Here is a 17,204-nt window from a genome sequence, read left to right as displayed (position 1 = left end):
GCCCTTTCCAAAAGCAGAGCCTGAGGTCCGTTGAAGAGCCGTGTGCGAACTCGCCGGGTATGGAACCCTGGGTGACGGGAAGTTCACGCGCGGTGGTCGCCGCGGTGGCTGGGGGGAGTGCACGGTGGCTCGTGTTGTCGGGATCGACCTTGGTACGGCGCATTCTGTGGTGAGTGTTCTCGAAGGCGGTGAGCCGACCGTCATCACCAACGCGGAGGGTGACAGGTCCACTCCCTCCGCCGTCGCCTTCACGAAGAACGGTCAGGTGCTGGTCGGCGAGCCGGCCAAGCGGCAGGCGGTGGCCAACGCGGACCGCACCATCTGTTCGGTCAAGCGCCATATGGGTACCGGCTGGAAGGTACGCATCGACGGCACGGACTTCACGCCGCAGCAGATCAGCGCGTTCATCCTGCAGAAGCTGAAGCGGGACGCCGAGTCGTACCTGAGCGAGCGAGTCACCGATGCGGTGATCACCGTCCCGGCGTACTTCGGACAGGCCGAGCGGCAGGCCACCAAGGAGGCCGGCAACATCGCGGGGCTGAACGTCCTGCGCATCATCAGCGAGCCGACCTCCGCCGCTCTCGCCTACGGCCTCGCCAAGGACGATCAGACAACCATGGTCATCCACTTCGGCGGCGGCACCTTCGACGTGTCGCTGCTGGAGATCGACTGCGGCGTGGTGGAGGTGAAGGCCACCAGCGGCGACAACGAACTCGGCGGTGACGACTGGGACCAGCGCATCGTCGACCATCTGGTCAAGCGATTCGCCGACAGCCACGGCGTCGATCTCACCGGGGACAGGACAGCGCTCCGGCGTCTGCGCGAGGCCGCGCAGAGGGCCAAGGTCGAGCTCTCTTCGATCGCCGAGACCACGATCGACCTGCCCTACATCGCGACCTCCGCTCAGGGCCCGCTGCATCTGGACGAGAGGCTCACCCGGGACGTGTTCCAGCAGCTCACCGCCGATTTGCTCGAGCGCTGCAAGGCGCCGTTCCACAACGTCATCAAGGATGCCGAGGTAAAGCTCGAGGAGATCGACTACGTCATCCTCGTCGGCGGCTCGACGCGCATGCCCGCGGTCATCGAGCTGGTCGACGAACTGACCGGCGGAAAGGAACGTCAACGTGTCCGCTCGGACGACCCGGTCGCCGTCGGCGCGGCCCTCCAGGCCGGCGTCCTCAGGGGCGAGGTCAGGGACGTCCTGCTGCTCGACGCCACCCCGTTCTCTCTCGGCATCGAGACCAAGGGCGGCACCATGAACAAGCTCATCGAACGCAACACCACGATCCCGACGATGCGCTCCGAGATCTTCACAACGACACGGGACAACCAGACGGATCTGGAGATCAAGGTCTACGAGGGTGAGCACGAGCTCACGGCGCACAACAAGAAGATCGCCACGATCAAACTGACCGGTCTGCGTCCCGCGAAGGCCGGCAAGCCGCAGATCGAGGTCACCTTCGACTTCGACGCCCACGGCATCATGCACGTCTCCGCCAAGGACCTGCGCACCGGCAACGAGCAACGCGTAGCGGTCACCGGCGGATCCGCCCTGCCAAAAGCCGACCTTGAGCGCATGGTGCGTGAGGCCGAGCGGTACGAGGAGCAGGAGCGCCGGCGCCGCGAATCCGCCGAGATTCGCTACCCGGCCCATCAGGTCCTCCACACCATGGAGAGGTCTCTTCAGGGCCGCGCGGACACAGTGCCGGGCGACCTCAGGGCCAGGGCTGAGGCCGCGGTCGGCGAGCTCAAGGAAGCCCTGAAGAACGGGGACGACGCGGCCGTCCGCGAGGCCACCGAGAAGGCCGCCATCATCGCGCGGGAACTCGGCCGTTGAGACACCACTGAGGCTGCGCGGACCCGAGGGCCTGGACGGGCACTGAGTCGCCCGGGCGCCCGGTCGCTGAGGCACTCAGGCGTGCCCGGGCGGTGCCGCCGGACGAAACGTCAGGCGCTCGCCAGCGACAGCTTCACCGCGAACCCGAGGAACAGTGCCCCCGAGCCCGAGGTGACCCCCGTCGCGCCCGCCCCATTCCCCGGGCGGCCCGCAGCATCCGGCACTCGATCTCCGGACGGTCAGTCGTCGCCGTCGAGGAGCAGGTCGGATGTCGCCCCCGATCACCCATTCGGAGGAATCGCCCAGGTCAGAACGCATCCGAGGCCACGTAAGTCCCCCAAACCCCCCGCAACGCATTGCACACCTCGCCCACCGTCGCCCGGGCCCGAAGCGCGTCCTTCATCGGGTACAGGACGTTGTCCTCGCCCCCGGCCGCCTTCTTCAGGGCGTGCAGGGCGGCGTCCACCGCCGACTGGTCGCGCTGCGCCCGGAGCTTGGCGAGGCGCTCCGCCTGCTGGGCCTCGATCGCCGGGTCCACCCGGAGCGGCTCGTAGGGTTCCTCCGCGTCGAGCTGGTAGCGGTTGACGCCGACGACGACCCGCTCGCCGGAGTCGGTCTCCTGGGCGATGCGGTACGCCGAGTGCTCGATCTCGCTCTTCTGAAAGCCGTGCTCGATCGCGTCGACCGCGCCGCCGAGTTCCTCGACCCGCGTCATCAGCTCGACCGCCGCCGCCTCCACGTCGTCCGTCATCCGCTCAACGGCGTACGAACCCGCGAAGGGGTCGACGGTCGCGGTCACGTCCGTCTCGTGGGCGAGCACCTGCTGGGTGCGCAGGGCCAGCCGCGCGGACTTGTCGGTCGGCAGCGCGATCGCCTCGTCGAAGGAGTTGGTGTGCAGGGACTGGGTGCCGCCGAGGACCGCGGCCAGTCCCTGCACCGCCACCCGGACCAGGTTCACCTCGGGCTGCTGGGCCGTCAGCTGGACGCCCGCCGTCTGCGTGTGGAAGCGCAGCATCAGCGACTTGGGGTCCTGCGCGCCGAACTCCTCCTTCATCACCCGCGCCCAGATCCGGCGGGCGGCACGGAACTTCGCGACCTCTTCCAGGAGCGTCGTACGGGCCACGAAGAAGAACGACAGGCGCGGGGCGAAGTCGTCGACGTCCATGCCGGCCGCGACCGCCGTCCGGACGTACTCGATGCCGTCCGCGAGGGTGAACGCGATCTCCTGCGCGGGCGAGGCACCCGCCTCCGCCATGTGGTAGCCGGAGATCGAGATCGTGTTCCACTTCGGGATCTCGGCCCGGCAGTACTGGAAGATGTCTGCGGTCAGCCGCAGCGAGGGCTTGGGCGGGAAAATGTAGGTCCCGCGCGCGATGTACTCCTTCAGTACGTCGTTCTGGATCGTGCCGGTGAGCTGGTCGGCGCTCACGCCCTGCTCCTCGGCGACCAGTTGGTACAGGAGCAGCAGCAGGGCGGCGGGGGCGTTGATCGTCATCGAGGTGGAGACCTGGTCCAGGGGGATCCCGTCGAACAGCACCCGCATGTCGTCCACCGAGTCGATCGCCACGCCCACCTTGCCGACCTCGCCGTGCGCGATCGGCGCGTCCGAGTCGTGGCCCATCTGGGTCGGCAGGTCGAAGGCGACCGACAGGCCCGTGGTGCCGTGGGCGATCAGCTGCCGGTAGCGGGCGTTGGACTCCCTCGCCGTGCCGAAGCCGGCGTACTGCCGCATGGTCCAGGGGCGGCCGGTGTACATCGACGGGTAGACACCGCGGGTGAAGGGGTACGACCCCGGCTCGCCCAGCTTCTCGGCCGGGTCCCATCCGGCCAGGTCCGCAGGCCCGTAGACCGGCTCGATGGGTACTCCGGACTCAGACTCGCGTGTCATGGTCTGTTGCCTCCGTCCGAGCAGTCGCCCGCCAGGCATGCGCCAGTTCCTGAAACCACCATGCCGTGCCGTTCGCGAGCCGTCATTCGGGGGGAACATCTTGGGTGGTTGATTCGACGGCCGGTTTGGTGGCTGGTTCGGCACGGCCGGTTCGGTGGCTGGTTCCGGTGGCCGGTTCCGGTGGCCGCTTCGGTCGCCCGGGCGGGTCGGTGAGACGACGGGGGTGGGGATGCGTACTACGGGCATGGGGAGAGCGATCGTCGCACTGCTGGCGCTGGCCACGGTCTGCGGCTGCACGGTTCAGCCCGCCGACGAGAACGGGAAGCCCCGCTCGCCGGTGCACGTCGACGTCCCCGGCGGCGCCTCTCCCAAGGCCTCCGCCGACGCCGATACCGGTACGGACTCTGGTACCGACACCCGTGGGGACGCCGACGGCGGCGAGGACGCGAAAGGTGGCGAGCCGAGCGCGGCGCCCGCCTCGCCCGCGCCCGTCGTCCTGTGGTCGCGGGGCGACAGCGGAGGGGACGTCCGTGAGCTCCAGGCCCGGCTGCGGCAGGTCGCCTGGCTGTACGACGGGCCGACGGGGACGTACGACGACCTGACCGAGCAGGCGGTGGAGGGCTTCCAGGGCAAGCGCGGGCTGCCGAGGACGGGACGGACGGACAGCGTCACCTGGCAGCGGCTGCTCGGGATGACGCGCGAGCCGGGCAAGTGGGAGCTGTACCTGATGGGCGGGCAGCCGGCCGCCGCGCCCGACCCGCGCTGTCTGACCGGCCGGGTGCTGTGCATCAGCAAGTCCAGCCGCACCCTGCGCTGGATGGTCGACGGCCGCACCCTCATGACGCTGCCGGTCCGCTTCGGCTCGCAGTACACCCCCACCCGCGAAGGTGTATTCAGCGTCTACTGGAAGTCCCGGCACCATGTGTCGACGCTCTACGACTCACCGATGCCGTACGCCATGTTCTTCAGCGGTGGCCAGGCCGTGCACTACTCGTACGACTTCGCCGCCCGCGGCTACTCCGGCGGCTCGCACGGCTGCGTCAACGTACGGGACGAGGCGGCGATCGCGGACCTGTTCGCGCGGGTGCGCCACGGCGACAAGGTCGTCGTGTACTGGTGAGATCCTCGGCGCGGCCCGGGCGGGAGGCGGGGGACGCCGGGCGGGAGACGTATGGGGCGCGGGCGGGACCGGGGGAACGTGTCCCACCCGCGCCGGGTGCACGAGCCGTGAGTACGGGGGGAACCCCGGCTCTGTGCGACGGCCGATGACCAGTCGGCACACTCATTACTGCGCCCCGGCCCCCGGAAACGTCACACCCCGGCCGAGGGAATTTTGGCCACCCGGGAAACCGCAGGTCAGGAGGTGTGTAGCTCAGACAGCGCGGGAGTCCGCGGTGCCACCGTCTGGATGGTGGCGGTTGCCGCCGTCGTGGTCATGGCGATTGCGGCCGTCGTGGTCGTGACGGTCGCCGCCGGAACCCCGGTGCGTTGCGTCGGTTCCCGCGTGGCCGTGCCGGCCGCCCCGGTTTCCGTTCCCGCCCGCGCCGCCGCCCCGGTGGCCCCTGCCGTCACGGTGACGGTCGTCGTCCTGGTCGCCCCCGCGGTCCTGGTCCGTGCGCTCCTCGCGGCCTTTCCTGCCCTTGCCGCGGCCGTTGTCCGCGGACACGCCGTCGGCCAGCATCACCTTGCAGTACTTCTTCACGCGCGAGGCGCCGCCCGCCGCGCCCTCCAGGGCATGTCTGCGCTCGGCGGTCAGACCCCTGCCGTCACGCATGTCACGGCAGGTCGTCAGGAAGTCGCGCGTGGCGTTCCACGGATGTCCGGCCCCGCCGTCGGAGCCGGCGCCCGGGGTGGCGCTCTTCGGTCCGGTGTCGTGTGAGGAGCCGGGAGAGGAGCCGCCGCCGGTGGCGCCGCCGGGCGACGGCTCGCTCCGGGAGGCTCCGGGCGACGGTGGGACGAGCGGGCGGTCCGGTGTCGCCGGGGCCGAGGCCGAGGCGCCGGGACCCGGTTCGGCCTCGCCGAACACCGCCGGCAGGACTCCGGTTTTGACCGCGGCGGCGACCGAGCCGACCATGCCGACGGCCAGCGCGGCGGCCAGCCCCAGGCGGATCGTGCGGCCCCGGCGCGGTCGCGGGCCGTCCCGGCCGGGCCCGCCGACGCGCACGAGTCCGATGTCGGCGGCACCGACACGGGCACGCTCCCCCGAGCCGGCCCGTCCACCGGTCCGCCCAGGGGCCACGCCCCCGTCAGGACGGTCGGCCAGGCTGTCCTCGCGGGTCGCGCGCGCCGCGCGGAACGCGGCCAACGCGGCGTCCTCACCGGGCAGTTCGAGGCCGGTGGGCGCAGTTTCCACGGACAGCGCGTCCAGGGTCTTGGCGAGCCTCTCGGCCCGGTCGCGGTCGGTCACGTCGACGGCTTCGAGGGACTCTCCGCTCAGCAGACGCTCCGCCGTTTCGCGGTCCAGCCACGTGTACTGCTCGTCGGCCATCACATGTCCCTCTGCGTCCGCGCACGTGTATGCGTCACACCTGCGGACGTCACCGCACCTCCGCGCGGTTCTCGTTGAGGCGGCAGGGCGTCGAGCACTCCGGCCGATTCCGGATCCTCGTCGAGGAGCTCGGCGAGCCGCTTCAGACCTCGGTGCGCGGCCGTCCGTACGGCGCCCGGGCGCTTGCCGAGCGTCTCGGCCGCGCTCTTCGCGTCGAGGCCCACGACCACGCGCAGCACGACGGCCTCGGCCTGGTCCTGCGGCAGCCGGGCGATGAGGGACAGCGTGGTGTCGGTGGCCAGGGCCTCTATGGCCTCGCCCGCGGTGTCGGACTCGGCGGGCTTGCCGGTCAGCTCGGTCTCGTCGCCGACCGTCGCGGGGCGGCGGCCACGCATGCGGATGTGGTCCAGGGCGCGATTGCGGGCTATTCGGGCGGCCCAGCCGCGGAACCGGTCCCCGTCGCCGCTGAACCGCTCCAGGTCACGGGCTATCTGCAGCCAGGCCTCGGACGTCACGTCCTCCGCGTCCGGGTCTCCGACCAGCGTCCGGACGTACCCGAGCAGCCGCGGGTGCACGGCGCGGTACACAGTCCGGAACGCGCTCTCGTCCCCGCCCTGTGCCGCGAGCACCGCGACGGTCAGCTCCGCGTCGTCCCCCAGCACCCGTGCTTACCTCAAGAGATGGTCGAGTCGATGGTCGCTTCGAACCGGCTTCCGGGCCGGCTTCACGGCTGGCTTCGCGCCGGCTTCGAGCCGTCGGCAGTCGCGGTGATCATGCAACTGCCACGTCCGGCGCGAAAGGCACGTTACGACCTTAAACAGCTGTTCGTCCACGGCCGTCCACGATGCAACTACCGTGTGACGCGGCGAGTGGCACGGCGTGCAGGGGCGGTGTGACACAAAACGCAGTCGTGGCGCTGTAGGTAGTACGGGCCGCCGCGCGACCCGTGCCGCGCGACGGCCGGGGCCTCTCCTGTGGGGGGTGGCGGCCCCGGCCGTCTCCGGCGCACACCGTTCTGACCTGGGGCGCCGCGGGCCGAGACCCGCCGCCGGAACCAACCGGTCAGGCGCCTCACGCGATGCTCTTTCCGGCGGTGCGCTGGGTGGCGTCAACCGCCGACCGTCGGCCGTCAGCCGTGGGCGTCTTCGAAGCGACGCTTTCCACACTGGACATGCTGGTCAATGCTGCTCAATCTAAATGGCGCGGCCCGATGAGTGCTGTCTCACATCCTGTCGATCCCGGCCGCGCGCGGGACGGTGTCAGGCCGCGACCTCTGCGGGACGGCTTCGGGGCGAAAGTGGCGCTCACATGGTCCTCTTCTCGGGATGCGCGGGATCCGCGGGATGCGCGGGTGTGGTGGTTCGGCCGTGTTCGACGACGGCGATCAGGGCGAGCGTCACCGCGATCACCGCACAGCCCGTCATCACGGGCGTGAGGAAGCCGGGGACGGCTGCCGAGTAGGACCCACCTGCCGACATGCGGCAGTCGAGGGCAGGCGGCAGGTAGGACACGCTGTAGCCGCTCACCTGCCCGTACAGCGAGGGGTTCGCGTCCTGGCACGCCTGGGCGGTGCCGCTCTCGTCGAGGAAGAGCGACACCAGACCCCAGACGTAGGCGACCGCGGCGAGGGCCCCGGCGAGCGCGGCGCCGCCGCGTGCCACGGCCCCCCGGCCGATCGCCGGGAAGCCGTATCCGACGAGAGCGAAGGCGGCCACCCCGGCGACGACGATGCCGAGCAGCAGGGGCAGGGTGGCGGGATACGAGGAGGTCATGGCGACCACCTCACCCGGCGGCGAGCTGCCGGACAAGGTTTTTGTACTTCTCGAAGATGTGGTACAGCCCCATACGCTTGGCGAAGGCGTTGTCCTCAACAGGCCCTTGATGACCTTCGGCCACAGTGCACTGCCTCGGCTTCTGCTACTTCTTCTCGGCCTTGGGGCCGGCGTTGGATTCGGCCTTTGGTTCGACCTTTGGTTCGGCCTTGGAATCCGCCTTGGAATTCGCCTCGGGGTCGGCCTTGCCCTCGGGGTTCGCCTCGTCCTTGCCGTCGGTCTTGTCCTTGCCGTCGGTCTTGGCCTCGCCGTCGGTCTTGGCCTCGCCGTCGGGCTTGGCCGTCGCCCCCGCCAGTCGCTCCGCGCAGTAGGCGCGGACGTTCGCCTCGCCGCCCGCGGCCGTGGCGAGCCGCTGCCAGGCCGTCGCGTCGAGCGCCTTGCCCCGGTGCTCCACCTTTTCGTACGCCCGGCAGTGGGCCAGGGTGTCCTTCGCGGTGGCCGGCCGGTCCGAGGGGTCGGTGACGGCGCGGGAGTCGGGGTGCGTGGGAGAGTGCGGGGCGCTCGGCCGGGCCTCGGCGCTCGCCGCCGGGTGCGGACGGCCGCGCTCGTCCCGCGCGCCGTGCGTGTCGTTGCCCGCCGTGCCGATCGCCGCGAACGCGACGCCGCCCAGCGCGAGGCTCGCGAGCACCGCGGAGAGCGTCGCCCGCACCGACCGGGCACCCCGCCGCCGCTCCCGGGGACGCCAGTCGTCCCGGCGCCGGGTACGCGCCCGGTGCGTGGGGGTGTCGCGCGCGACGCGGAAGGCGGCCACGGCCCGCGACTCGGCCTCGTCGTCGATCCGGCCGCGCAGAGCGGCGCCGAGCAGGTCCTCCAGCTCCAGAGTGGGGGCGGAGCCGGGCCCGGTGTCGGAGCCTGGGCGCACACGCTGACGGCCCGGTGTCCGGTTGCCGTTCTGTCGCTCACCCATGCCGCGTCCGCCCTGTCCTTCTCTGTCCGTCTCTGTCCGACCCCGTTCGCCCCGCCTCGTCCCGCCGGCCGGCCGGGTCGTGCCACCGGCCGCCCCTACCGGTCGGCGTCCGGTGGGCGTCGCCGGTCACGTCGGCTCCCCCGGCGTCCGGGGGCTGTCCTCCGTCACGCCCTCACCGCCCAGCTGCTCGGCCAGCCGCTTCAGGCCCCGGTACGCGGCCGTCCGTACCGCGCCGGGACGTTTGCCGAGGACGCGGGCGGCGGCGGGGCCGTCCAGGCCTACGACCACCCGCAGCAGCACCGCCTCCGCCTGGTCGCGGGGCAGGCCCCGGACCAGGTCGAGCGCGTGCTCGGTGGAGATGGACTCCAGCGCCTGGTCGTGCGTGCTGCCGGATCCGGGAAGCTCCAGTACGTCCTGTTCGAGCGTCGTCGGCCGCGGTCGTACCTTCTGCCGGCGCAGATGGTCCAGCGCCCGGTGCCGGGCGATGGTCGCGCTCCAGCCACGGAACCCCGCGCCGTCGCCCTTGAACCGGCCCAGGTCCCGGGCGATCTCCAGCCAGGCGTCGGAGGCCACGTCCTCGGCGTCGTCGCCGACGATCCCGCGCAGATACCCGAGCAGTCCGGGCTGCACGATCCGGTAGGCGACCGCGAAGGCCGCCTCGTCACCCTGCTGGGCCCGCGCGACGGCCGCGCCCAGTTCCCCGTCGTACGCCTGCGCGCGGCGGGGCACTCCTCCCTGGCCCAAGAACTGTCCTCGTTCGTACCGAGTCCGTGGCGGTATCCGCGGCCCCCGGCACAGCCGCCGTCTGCCTCCGCCCCCACGGTGATCAGCGCCGAATCGCACAGAAGTGTCACAGTGTGCCCTCGGCAGGCCGGCCCGAACGAGGGCAGGCACCCGGCTCGACGGAGACGGTCGGGCTACGGCCGCGCCGCCTGGTGCGTCGCGTCCCGGCACAGCAGCCGCAGCGATCCGTCTCCGGTGAAGCAGCGGCGCGCCTCGTCGATCGGGTCCCACAGCTTGCCGTCCGGGGTGCGGATCCAGTGGTCGCCGCCGGTCGCCCACCACTCGGCGCCGGACTGGCGGGCGATCACCTCACCGGCGTACGCGCCGAAGCCGCGCAGCACGCTGTCCACGGCGTCGTAGGGCGTCTCCTCCCGGCGCAGTCCGTCGATCATGCGGTCGACGCGCCACAGACTCTGCGCCGAGTAGTCGAGGCGCAGCCGCGCCCCCTCACGCATCGTCGCCACCGCGTCCGCCGCCCATCGCACGGGCTTCGCCGCTGCCGAAGGCCTGGTTTCCTGGTGTGTCGTCACATCCCGGAAAGCGCCACCACACAGGGTTTCGTCACCCGGATCCGGGGGGTTCCCGGGAACGGCGCAGGACCGACCCACCTCCACCGCACGACAGTCACAGGACTCGCCCAGCGTCGAGGTTTGCGCCGCTCAACCCCGTTTCCCCCGGGCCCGGCGCGACACCACCGCGCGCAGCACCCGCCGGCCCTCCGTGGACACCTCCAGCGCCCGGCGCAGCCCACCCGCACCGTGCTCGGACAGCAGCTCCAGGACGGCGACCTGACGGCGCAGCTCGGCGGCGACCAGCGGCGACATGCCGTCCGTGCGGCCCTCCCGGCGGGCACCGACCGAGGCGGCGTCGGCCTCCTCCGGGGCCGCGCCCTCAAGGAGCCGGTGGATCCGGAGCGCGGCGACCGAGCAGGCGTCGGCCCAGGACCGCACCTCGGCGGCGTCGGGCGCGGACGGGGTGGCGGCGAGCATCCGACGGGCGAGCAGCACGGCCTCCCCGGGGCCCGCCTGTGCGTGGTCGATCCTGCCGCGCACCTGCTCCAGCCGTTCGCCCCAGGCACCGGCGTCCGCGTCGTCCGCGAGCCCGGCCCACAGGGGCCGCAGGATCTCGTCGTCGGCGCCCAGCAGGGGCAGACACCGATCCAGACAGGCCAGCCCGCTCGCGGCCAGTCCGCGCTCGTCCGCCTGCGCGATCAGTTCCACCAGACTCATCCGCGTCTCCCACGCCGGGCGGTCATCCCTGACGGAACCCGCATTGCCCCTTACTGCGCGCGACGGACCGGGAGTGTCACAGGGCCCCCGCGCCGAGCCGGGCGAGCAGCCGGAAGGACACGGGCACGCCCCGCACCTGCGGGTTCAGCCCAGCCGGTCGGCGAGCGCCCTGAACTCCGTCCAGGACAGCTCCGGCGTGCCCGGGTCCCACAGCTTCTGCACGGTCGCCCGCAGCGGCATCCGGATCCCGGCCGCCACCTGCTCCTGGGTCTGGGAGTTCGCCAGGTCGCACCACACCGCGAAGGACCCGCCGAGGATCTGGTCGTTGTACTTCGCGGGCACCGGCTGCGTGCCGCGCACGACGAGCGGGGTCCACTGTTCGTAGATCCGCTGTCCCGTCGGATACACGAAGGTCTGCGGCTCGCCGAGGACGTAGTACAGGAACTCGTCGTTGTAATTGACGATCTTCCGCCCCGCCCTCAGATACTCCAGCGGCTGCCGCGCACCGATCTCCTTGCCCGTCCAGTAGGCCACCTGGATGTCCTTGTCGGGCTGCACGGACGTGTCCCGGAAGAAGCCGTCGTTCCAGGCGCGGGGGGTCTTGTCGTGGGCGCGGACCGTGTCGGCGCGGTCGTTGAGCCAGCCGGTGGTGAGGTCGGCGACGGTCGCGCCGGAGCCGTAGGCCCTGGTGGCGGCACCGGCCAGCTGCGGGTAGGAGGCCTGCGGGTCGGACACCGTCAGCGCCTGGTACTCGTCGCCACCGAGATGCCACGGCGCGCCGGGGAACAGGTCGGCGTACTCGTTCAGCAGGTCGTCGACGATCTGCCCGGACTTCGGGTCGGAGATGTCGATCGCGCCCCGCGTCGGCACGCCCCGCGCGTTGCGCAGCTGGAGGTCCGGGTGCGCGTCGATCACGGCGCCCAGGTGCCCCGGCGAGTCGATCTCCGGCACGACCGTGATGTGCCGACTGGCCGCGAGGTCGACGATCTTCTTGACCTGCGCCTTCGTCAGGTGCTCCCGGGACACGATCTCCGGGTGCGAGTCGGACTCGATCCGGAATCCCTGGTCGTCCGAGAAGTGCAGCCCCAGCTGGTTGAACTTGAGGTCGCCGAGCTCCCGGACGCGGTCCTCGATCCAGTCCGCGGTGAAGTTCTTGCGCGCGATGTCCAGCATGAACCCGCGCACCGGCTTGGCCGGCTCGTCACGCACCACGCCCTCCGGCGCTGTGCCCCCGCCGTGCACCTCCTGCTTGAGGGTGCGGGTCCCGTAGAACACCCCGGCCTCCGCCGGCCCGCTGATGGTCACCCGCCCGCCGCGCACGGTCATGGAGTACGACTCGGGGTCCGCGCCCTCGTCGTCGTTCAGCGCCAGTCGTACGTCCCCGGGGCACACCTCGTCCTTCTCGCCCCCGTACGCCAGCCCCAGCTCACCGGCGACCAGCCGGCCCTCGTCGGCCAGTTCCCGGTCGCTCACCACGACCCGCAGTCCCTTCGCCGGCTTCCAGCCGGGGCCGCGCGCCGGGGTGTGCTGACGGACGGCGGGGATGGTGCGCGGCGTTGTCGACAGCGGGTACGAGCTGCTGGGCTTGGGAGGCGTGGTCTTCGAGGCTCCGTCGGCCGAGGGGCACGTGGAGGCCCGCTGCGAGGGCTGCCCCTGCGCCGACACCACGGGCGCGCCGTCGTCTCCGCCCCCGCCGGTGGCCCACACCCCGAGGCTCACGCCGACCGCGACCGTCACGACGATCACCGCGACGATCAGCACCCACGTCTGGTTCAACGCGTTCTTCGCCCGCGTCCGGCGCCTGTGCCCACTCACGGCGCCAACCTAGGCCCTGGGGACATCCGCATGGGTCCACCACACGTTCTGAAACTCTCCCGTTCGGATGAAATTCGGGCATTCGTCGGACACACGATGACCGCTCTCGATACCGTGGCGTCACATCTCTCACGCCACCTCACGCCATCATCTGCCGAAACACACGTGACGCCCACACACCTCCCTGGCCAAGTCGCCATACCCTCGCTGCCCGCGCAGTCCCGGGACACACCCGGCCCGCGTTCCCCACTGGAGCAGTTCAACACCACCCCCGCCGACGAGCTGGAGCCCGTCCTCGTCGGCTGCCTCCGCAGCCCCCGCTGGGCCCGTCGCATCAGCGCGCACCGCCCGTACCCGACGCTGGACGCCCTCCTCGCCGCGTCCGACGAGGCGGCGTACGACCTGACGCCGGGGGATCTGACGGAGGCCCTGGCCGGAGAATCGCTGCCGGCGCTGCCCGAGAGCGCGTACTCGGCCGCCCACATGGCGCTGGAGGCGGCCCGGGCGGCCTACCAGGTCCGATTCGGACACGCGTTCGCCATCTGTCTCGACGGAGTCCCCCGGTCGGAGTTCGCCGACCACCTCCTGGCAGCCATCCGGTCACGATTGGCAAACGATGCGGACGAAGAACGGGTGGTCACCGCGGAGGAGCTCCGGCGCCTGGCGCGGGGGCGGCTGGTGGCCCACCTCCAGGGGCGCGGGTAGCGGCGCGACCAGGCCCGACGGCGTCATACTGAGCAGATAACAGAACACATCACCGCAAAATCCCCGCACCCTCACCCGTACGCGTGCCACTTTGATCACACCGTCAGGCCCGGCGTAAGCGCAGCGGCAGCGCATCGCTACGATGCTGGGGGCCGGTGGACCGTACCCGGCCGGGCCCGTCCGACACCAAAGCCGGCGCGGCCCCAATCCCCGCTCCCGGAGGGTTCTTCCGTGCCGGCTGGAACGCTGTACCGCGGCCGGGAAGGAATGTGGTCCTGGGTGGCTCATCGAGTCACCGGCGTCCTCATCTTCTTCTTCCTGTTCGTCCACGTCCTCGACACCGCGCTCGTGCGTGTCTCCCCCGAGGACTACGACAAGGTCGTAGCCACCTACAAGACCCCGCTCGTCGCGTGTATGGAGTACGGCCTCGTCGCCGCCATCCTGTTCCACGCGCTCAACGGCCTGCGCGTCATCGCCGTCGACTTCTGGTCGAAGGGCCCGCGCTACCAGAAGCAGATGCTCTGGACCGTCGTCGGCGTGTGGGTCGTGCTGATGCTCGGGGCGATCTACCCCGTCCTCGGCCACGCCGCTCGTGAACTGTTCGGGAGCTGACCCGCATGTCCACTACTGAGAAGACCGCGGCCGGTGTCGGCCCCGTCGAGGGCGCGTCCCTCTACAGCGTCGACAACCCCGCCCCGTTCATCGAGGCCCCGCGCAAGCGCACCAAGAAGACCCCGAAGACCACACGGGGCAACTTCGAGATGGCCGCCTGGCTGTTCATGCGCCTGTCCGGCATCGTGCTGGTCGTCCTGGTCATCGGCCACCTGCTGATCCAGCTCGTGCTCGACGGCGGCGTCTCCAAGATCGGCTTCGCCTTCGTGGCGGGCCGCTGGGCGTCCCCGTTCTGGCAGGTCTGGGACCTGTTGATGCTGTGGCTCGCGATGCTGCACGGCGCCAACGGCCTGCGCACGATCATCAACGACTACGCGGAGCGCGCGAACACCCGGCTGTGGCTGAAGGGCCTGCTCTACACGGCCACCGTGTTCACCATCCTGCTGGGCACGCTGGTGATCTTCACCTTCGACCCGAACATCCGCTAGGCACGGGGCTGCGAGAATCATGAAGATCCACAAGTACGACACCGTCATCGTCGGCGCCGGTGGTGCGGGCATGCGCGCGGCCATCGAGTCGACGAAGCGCAGCCGCACCGCGGTGCTCACCAAGCTCTACCCCACCCGCTCCCACACGGGCGCCGCGCAGGGCGGCATGGCCGCCGCGCTCGCCAACGTGGAGGAGGACAACTGGGAGTGGCACACCTTCGACACGGTCAAGGGCGGTGACTACCTGGTCGACCAGGACGCCGCCGAGATCCTGGCGAAGGAGGCCATCGACTCGGTCCTCGACCTGGAGAAGATGGGCCTGCCGTTCAACCGGACGCCCAACGGGACGATCGACCAGCGCCGCTTCGGCGGTCACTCCCGCAACCACGGCGAGGCCCCGGTCCGCCGGTCCTGCTACGCGGCCGACCGCACCGGCCACATGATCCTCCAGACGCTGTACCAGAACTGCGTCAAGGAGGGCGTGGAGTTCTTCAACGAGTTCTACGTCCTGGACCAGCTGATCACCGAGGTCGACGGCGTCAAGAAGTCGGCCGGTGTCGTCGCGTACGAGCTGGCGACCGGCGAGATCCACGTCTTCCAGGCGAAGGCCGTGATCTACGCGTCCGGCGGCTGCGGCAAGTTCTTCAAGGTGACGTCGAACGCGCACACGCTGACCGGTGACGGCCAGGCCGCGGTCTACCGTCGCGGGCTGCCCCTGGAGGACATGGAGTTCTTCCAGTTCCACCCGACCGGCATCTGGCGCATGGGCATCCTGCTGACGGAGGGCGCCCGCGGTGAGGGCGGCATCCTCCGCAACAAGGACGGCGAGCGCTTCATGGAGAAGTACGCGCCGGTCATGAAGGACCTCGCGTCCCGTGACGTGGTGTCCCGCTCCATCTACACGGAGATCCGTGAGGGCCGCGGCTGTGGCCCCGAGGGCGACCACGTCTACCTCGACCTCACGCACCTCCCGCCGGAGCAGCTGGACGCCAAGCTCCCGGACATCACCGAGTTCGCGCGCACCTACCTCGGCATCGAGCCGTACACGGACCCGATCCCGATCCAGCCCACCGCGCACTACGCGATGGGCGGCATCCCGACCAACGTCGAGGGTGAGGTCCTGGCCGACAACACGACCGTGGTTCCCGGCCTGTACGCGGCCGGCGAGGTCGCCTGTGTGTCGGTGCACGGCGCGAACCGCCTGGGCACGAACTCCCTCCTGGACATCAACGTGTTCGGCAAGCGGGCGGGCATCGCCGCCGCCGAGTACTCCCAGAAGGCCGACTTCGTCGAACTGCCCGAGGACCCGGCGCGACTGGTGCTCGACCAGGTGGAGCGACTGCGCAACGCCACCGGCACCGAGCGGATCTCGGTGCTGCGGCGCGAGCTGCAGGAGACCATGGACGCGAACGTCATGGTGTTCCGCACCGAGCAGACGATCAAGACCGCGGTCGAGAAGATCGGGGAGCTGCGCGAGCGCTACCTGAACGTCTCGATCCAGGACAAGGGCAAGCGGTTCAACACGGACCTGCTGGAGGCCGTCGAGCTGGGCAACCTGCTCGACCTGGCCGAGGTCATGGCGGTGTCCGCGCTGGCCCGCAAGGAGTCGCGCGGCGGTCACTACCGCGAGGACTACCCGAACCGGGACGACGTCAACTTCATGCGCCACACCATGGCGTACCGCGAGGTCGGCGACGACGGCACCGAGACCGTCCGCCTCGACTACAAGCCGGTCGTCCAGACCCGCTACCAGCCGATGGAGCGTAAGTACTGATGGCAACCCCGACCCTGGACAAGGCGGACGCGGCCGGCACGCCCGAGCCCGGCTTCGCCGACTCCCCCTACATCACCGCCACCTTCCGGGTGCGTCGCTTCAACCCGGAGGTCTCCGCCGAGGCGACCTGGGAAGACTTCCAGCTGGAGATCGACCCGAAGGAGCGTGTCCTCGACGCCCTCCACAAGATCAAGTGGGAACTGGACGGCACGCTCACCTTCCGCCGCTCCTGCGCCCACGGCATCTGCGGTTCGGACGCGATGCGGATCAATGGCAAGAACCGTCTTGCCTGCAAGACCCTCATCAAGGACATCAACCCCGAGAAGCCGATCACGGTCGAGGCCATAAAGGGCCTGACGGTCCTCAAGGACCTCGTGGTCGACATGGACCCGTTCTTCCAGGCGTACCGCGACGTCATGCCCTTCCTCATCACGAAGGACACGAACGAGCCGACCCGGGAGCGCCTGCAGACCGCCGAGGACCGCGAGCGCTTCGACGACACCACGAAGTGCATCCTCTGCGCCGCCTGCACCTCGTCGTGCCCGGTCTTCTGGAACGACGGCCAGTACTTCGGCCCGGCCGCGATCGTGAACGCCCACCGCTTCATCTTCGACAGCCGCGACGAGGCGGGCGAACAGCGCCTGGAGATCCTCAACGACCGTGACGGTGTGTGGCGCTGCCGCACGACGTTCAACTGCACGGACGCGTGCCCGCGAGGCATCGAGGTCACGAAGGCGATCCAGGAGGTCAAGCGTGCGCTGATCACGCGCCGCTTCTGATCGTCTTCGCGTCACTCACGTAACGCCTGAGGGCCCTGTTCCGGTCAGACCGGAACGGGGCCCTCAG

General features: G+C 70.6%; 16 protein-coding genes. 7 read left to right on the top strand and 9 right to left on the bottom strand.

From position 1 onward, the window contains the following. The first annotated feature begins 124 nt into the window (after nt 1–124). Nucleotides 125–1,837: a molecular chaperone DnaK gene (gene dnaK, locus ABZ027_RS27790; protein WP_356773022.1), complete on the top strand. Its 1,713-nt coding sequence runs from the start codon at nt 125–127 to the stop codon at nt 1,835–1,837. A 307-nt stretch (nt 1,838–2,144) separates the two neighbouring features. Here the strand turns inward: dnaK and ABZ027_RS27785 are convergent, their stop codons facing one another. Next, nucleotides 2,145–3,725 carry a methylmalonyl-CoA mutase family protein gene (locus ABZ027_RS27785; RefSeq protein ID WP_356773020.1) on the bottom strand — a complete coding sequence of 527 codons (1,581 nt, stop codon included), beginning with the start codon at nt 3,723–3,725 and terminating at the stop codon, nt 2,145–2,147. Between the two features lie 244 nt (nt 3,726–3,969). On the opposite strand from ABZ027_RS27785, the gene ABZ027_RS27780 reads away from it, so the two are divergent. After that, nucleotides 3,970–4,845 (top strand): L,D-transpeptidase family protein, encoded by an 876-nt coding sequence (locus ABZ027_RS27780; protein WP_356773018.1) that lies wholly within the window; start codon nt 3,970–3,972, stop codon nt 4,843–4,845. A gap of 252 nt (nt 4,846–5,097) precedes the next feature. Here ABZ027_RS27780 and ABZ027_RS27775 read toward each other — a convergent pair whose 3' ends face one another. From ABZ027_RS27775 to ABZ027_RS27740, 8 genes are all read right to left on the bottom strand, one after another. After that, a complete protein-coding gene (locus ABZ027_RS27775) occupies nt 5,098–6,213 on the bottom strand; it encodes a hypothetical protein (protein ID WP_356773016.1) in 1,116 nt (371 codons plus the stop codon). Then, a complete protein-coding gene (locus ABZ027_RS27770; protein WP_356773014.1) occupies nt 6,213–6,875 on the bottom strand; it encodes an RNA polymerase sigma factor in 663 nt (220 codons plus the stop codon). Before ABZ027_RS27770 ends, ABZ027_RS27775 begins: the two co-directional genes overlap by 1 nt. A gap of 642 nt (nt 6,876–7,517) precedes the next feature. Further along, a complete protein-coding gene (locus ABZ027_RS27765; RefSeq protein ID WP_356773013.1) occupies nt 7,518–7,985 on the bottom strand; it encodes a hypothetical protein in 468 nt (155 codons plus the stop codon). A gap of 145 nt (nt 7,986–8,130) precedes the next feature. Next, nucleotides 8,131–8,952 (bottom strand): hypothetical protein, encoded by an 822-nt coding sequence (locus tag ABZ027_RS27760; protein ID WP_356773011.1) that lies wholly within the window; start codon nt 8,950–8,952, stop codon nt 8,131–8,133. 126 nt (nt 8,953–9,078) lie between these two features. Further along, on the bottom strand, nt 9,079–9,696 hold the full coding sequence (locus ABZ027_RS27755) for an RNA polymerase sigma factor (protein ID WP_356773009.1): 618 nt from the start codon (nt 9,694–9,696) through the stop codon (nt 9,079–9,081). A 173-nt stretch (nt 9,697–9,869) separates the two neighbouring features. Beyond that, entirely contained in the window at nt 9,870–10,265 is a 396-nt protein-coding gene (locus ABZ027_RS27750; protein ID WP_356773008.1) for a hypothetical protein, read from the bottom strand. A gap of 129 nt (nt 10,266–10,394) precedes the next feature. Further along, nucleotides 10,395–10,964 carry a hypothetical protein gene (locus ABZ027_RS27745; protein ID WP_356773006.1) on the bottom strand — a complete coding sequence of 190 codons (570 nt, stop codon included), beginning with the start codon at nt 10,962–10,964 and terminating at the stop codon, nt 10,395–10,397. Between the two features lie 144 nt (nt 10,965–11,108). Further along, nucleotides 11,109–12,725 carry a family 20 glycosylhydrolase gene (locus ABZ027_RS27740; protein WP_356773118.1) on the bottom strand — a complete coding sequence of 539 codons (1,617 nt, stop codon included), beginning with the start codon at nt 12,723–12,725 and terminating at the stop codon, nt 11,109–11,111. Between the two features lie 219 nt (nt 12,726–12,944). Here ABZ027_RS27740 and ABZ027_RS27735 point away from each other — a divergent pair, with 219 nt between their 5' ends. From ABZ027_RS27735 to ABZ027_RS27715, 5 genes are all read left to right on the top strand, one after another. Beyond that, entirely contained in the window at nt 12,945–13,484 is a 540-nt protein-coding gene (locus ABZ027_RS27735) for a 2-oxo-4-hydroxy-4-carboxy-5-ureidoimidazoline decarboxylase (RefSeq protein ID WP_356773004.1), read from the top strand. A 231-nt stretch (nt 13,485–13,715) separates the two neighbouring features. After that, a complete protein-coding gene (gene sdhC / locus ABZ027_RS27730; RefSeq protein ID WP_356773002.1) occupies nt 13,716–14,096 on the top strand; it encodes a succinate dehydrogenase, cytochrome b556 subunit in 381 nt (126 codons plus the stop codon). 5 nt (nt 14,097–14,101) lie between these two features. Continuing rightward, nucleotides 14,102–14,584 (top strand): succinate dehydrogenase hydrophobic membrane anchor subunit, encoded by a 483-nt coding sequence (locus tag ABZ027_RS27725; RefSeq protein ID WP_356773000.1) that lies wholly within the window; start codon nt 14,102–14,104, stop codon nt 14,582–14,584. A 19-nt stretch (nt 14,585–14,603) separates the two neighbouring features. Beyond that, nucleotides 14,604–16,358: a succinate dehydrogenase flavoprotein subunit gene (gene sdhA, locus ABZ027_RS27720; protein WP_356772998.1), complete on the top strand. Its 1,755-nt coding sequence runs from the start codon at nt 14,604–14,606 to the stop codon at nt 16,356–16,358. Beyond that, nucleotides 16,358–17,137: a succinate dehydrogenase iron-sulfur subunit gene (locus ABZ027_RS27715; RefSeq protein ID WP_356772996.1), complete on the top strand. Its 780-nt coding sequence runs from the start codon at nt 16,358–16,360 to the stop codon at nt 17,135–17,137. The genes sdhA and ABZ027_RS27715 overlap by 1 nt, the downstream gene beginning before the upstream one ends. The last annotated feature ends 67 nt before the right edge of the window (nt 17,138–17,204 follow it).

Source organism: Streptomyces sp. NPDC006332, assembly GCF_040612855.1.
Lineage (GTDB): Bacteria > Actinomycetota > Actinomycetes > Streptomycetales > Streptomycetaceae > Streptomyces.
Note: the sequence above shows the minus strand (reverse complement) of the source record. Positions and strands in the feature narration are given on the sequence as shown.

Excerpts from the sequence above, each read along its gene's own strand:
- ABZ027_RS27785 (WP_356773020.1), bottom strand. The coding sequence starts at position 3,725 with ATGACACGCGAGTCTGAGTCCGGAGTACCCATCGAGCCGGTCTACGGG.
- ABZ027_RS27780 (WP_356773018.1), top strand. The coding sequence starts at position 3,970 with ATGGGGAGAGCGATCGTCGCACTGCTGGCGCTGGCCACGGTCTGCGGC.
- ABZ027_RS27775 (WP_356773016.1), bottom strand. The coding sequence starts at position 6,213 with ATGGCCGACGAGCAGTACACGTGGCTGGACCGCGAAACGGCGGAGCGT.
- ABZ027_RS27765 (WP_356773013.1), bottom strand. The coding sequence starts at position 7,985 with ATGACCTCCTCGTATCCCGCCACCCTGCCCCTGCTGCTCGGCATCGTC.
- ABZ027_RS27760 (WP_356773011.1), bottom strand. The coding sequence starts at position 8,952 with ATGGGTGAGCGACAGAACGGCAACCGGACACCGGGCCGTCAGCGTGTG.
- ABZ027_RS27745 (WP_356773006.1), bottom strand. The coding sequence starts at position 10,964 with ATGAGTCTGGTGGAACTGATCGCGCAGGCGGACGAGCGCGGACTGGCC.
- ABZ027_RS27725 (WP_356773000.1), top strand. The coding sequence starts at position 14,102 with ATGTCCACTACTGAGAAGACCGCGGCCGGTGTCGGCCCCGTCGAGGGC.
- sdhA (WP_356772998.1), top strand. The coding sequence starts at position 14,604 with ATGAAGATCCACAAGTACGACACCGTCATCGTCGGCGCCGGTGGTGCG.
- ABZ027_RS27715 (WP_356772996.1), top strand. The coding sequence starts at position 16,358 with ATGGCAACCCCGACCCTGGACAAGGCGGACGCGGCCGGCACGCCCGAG.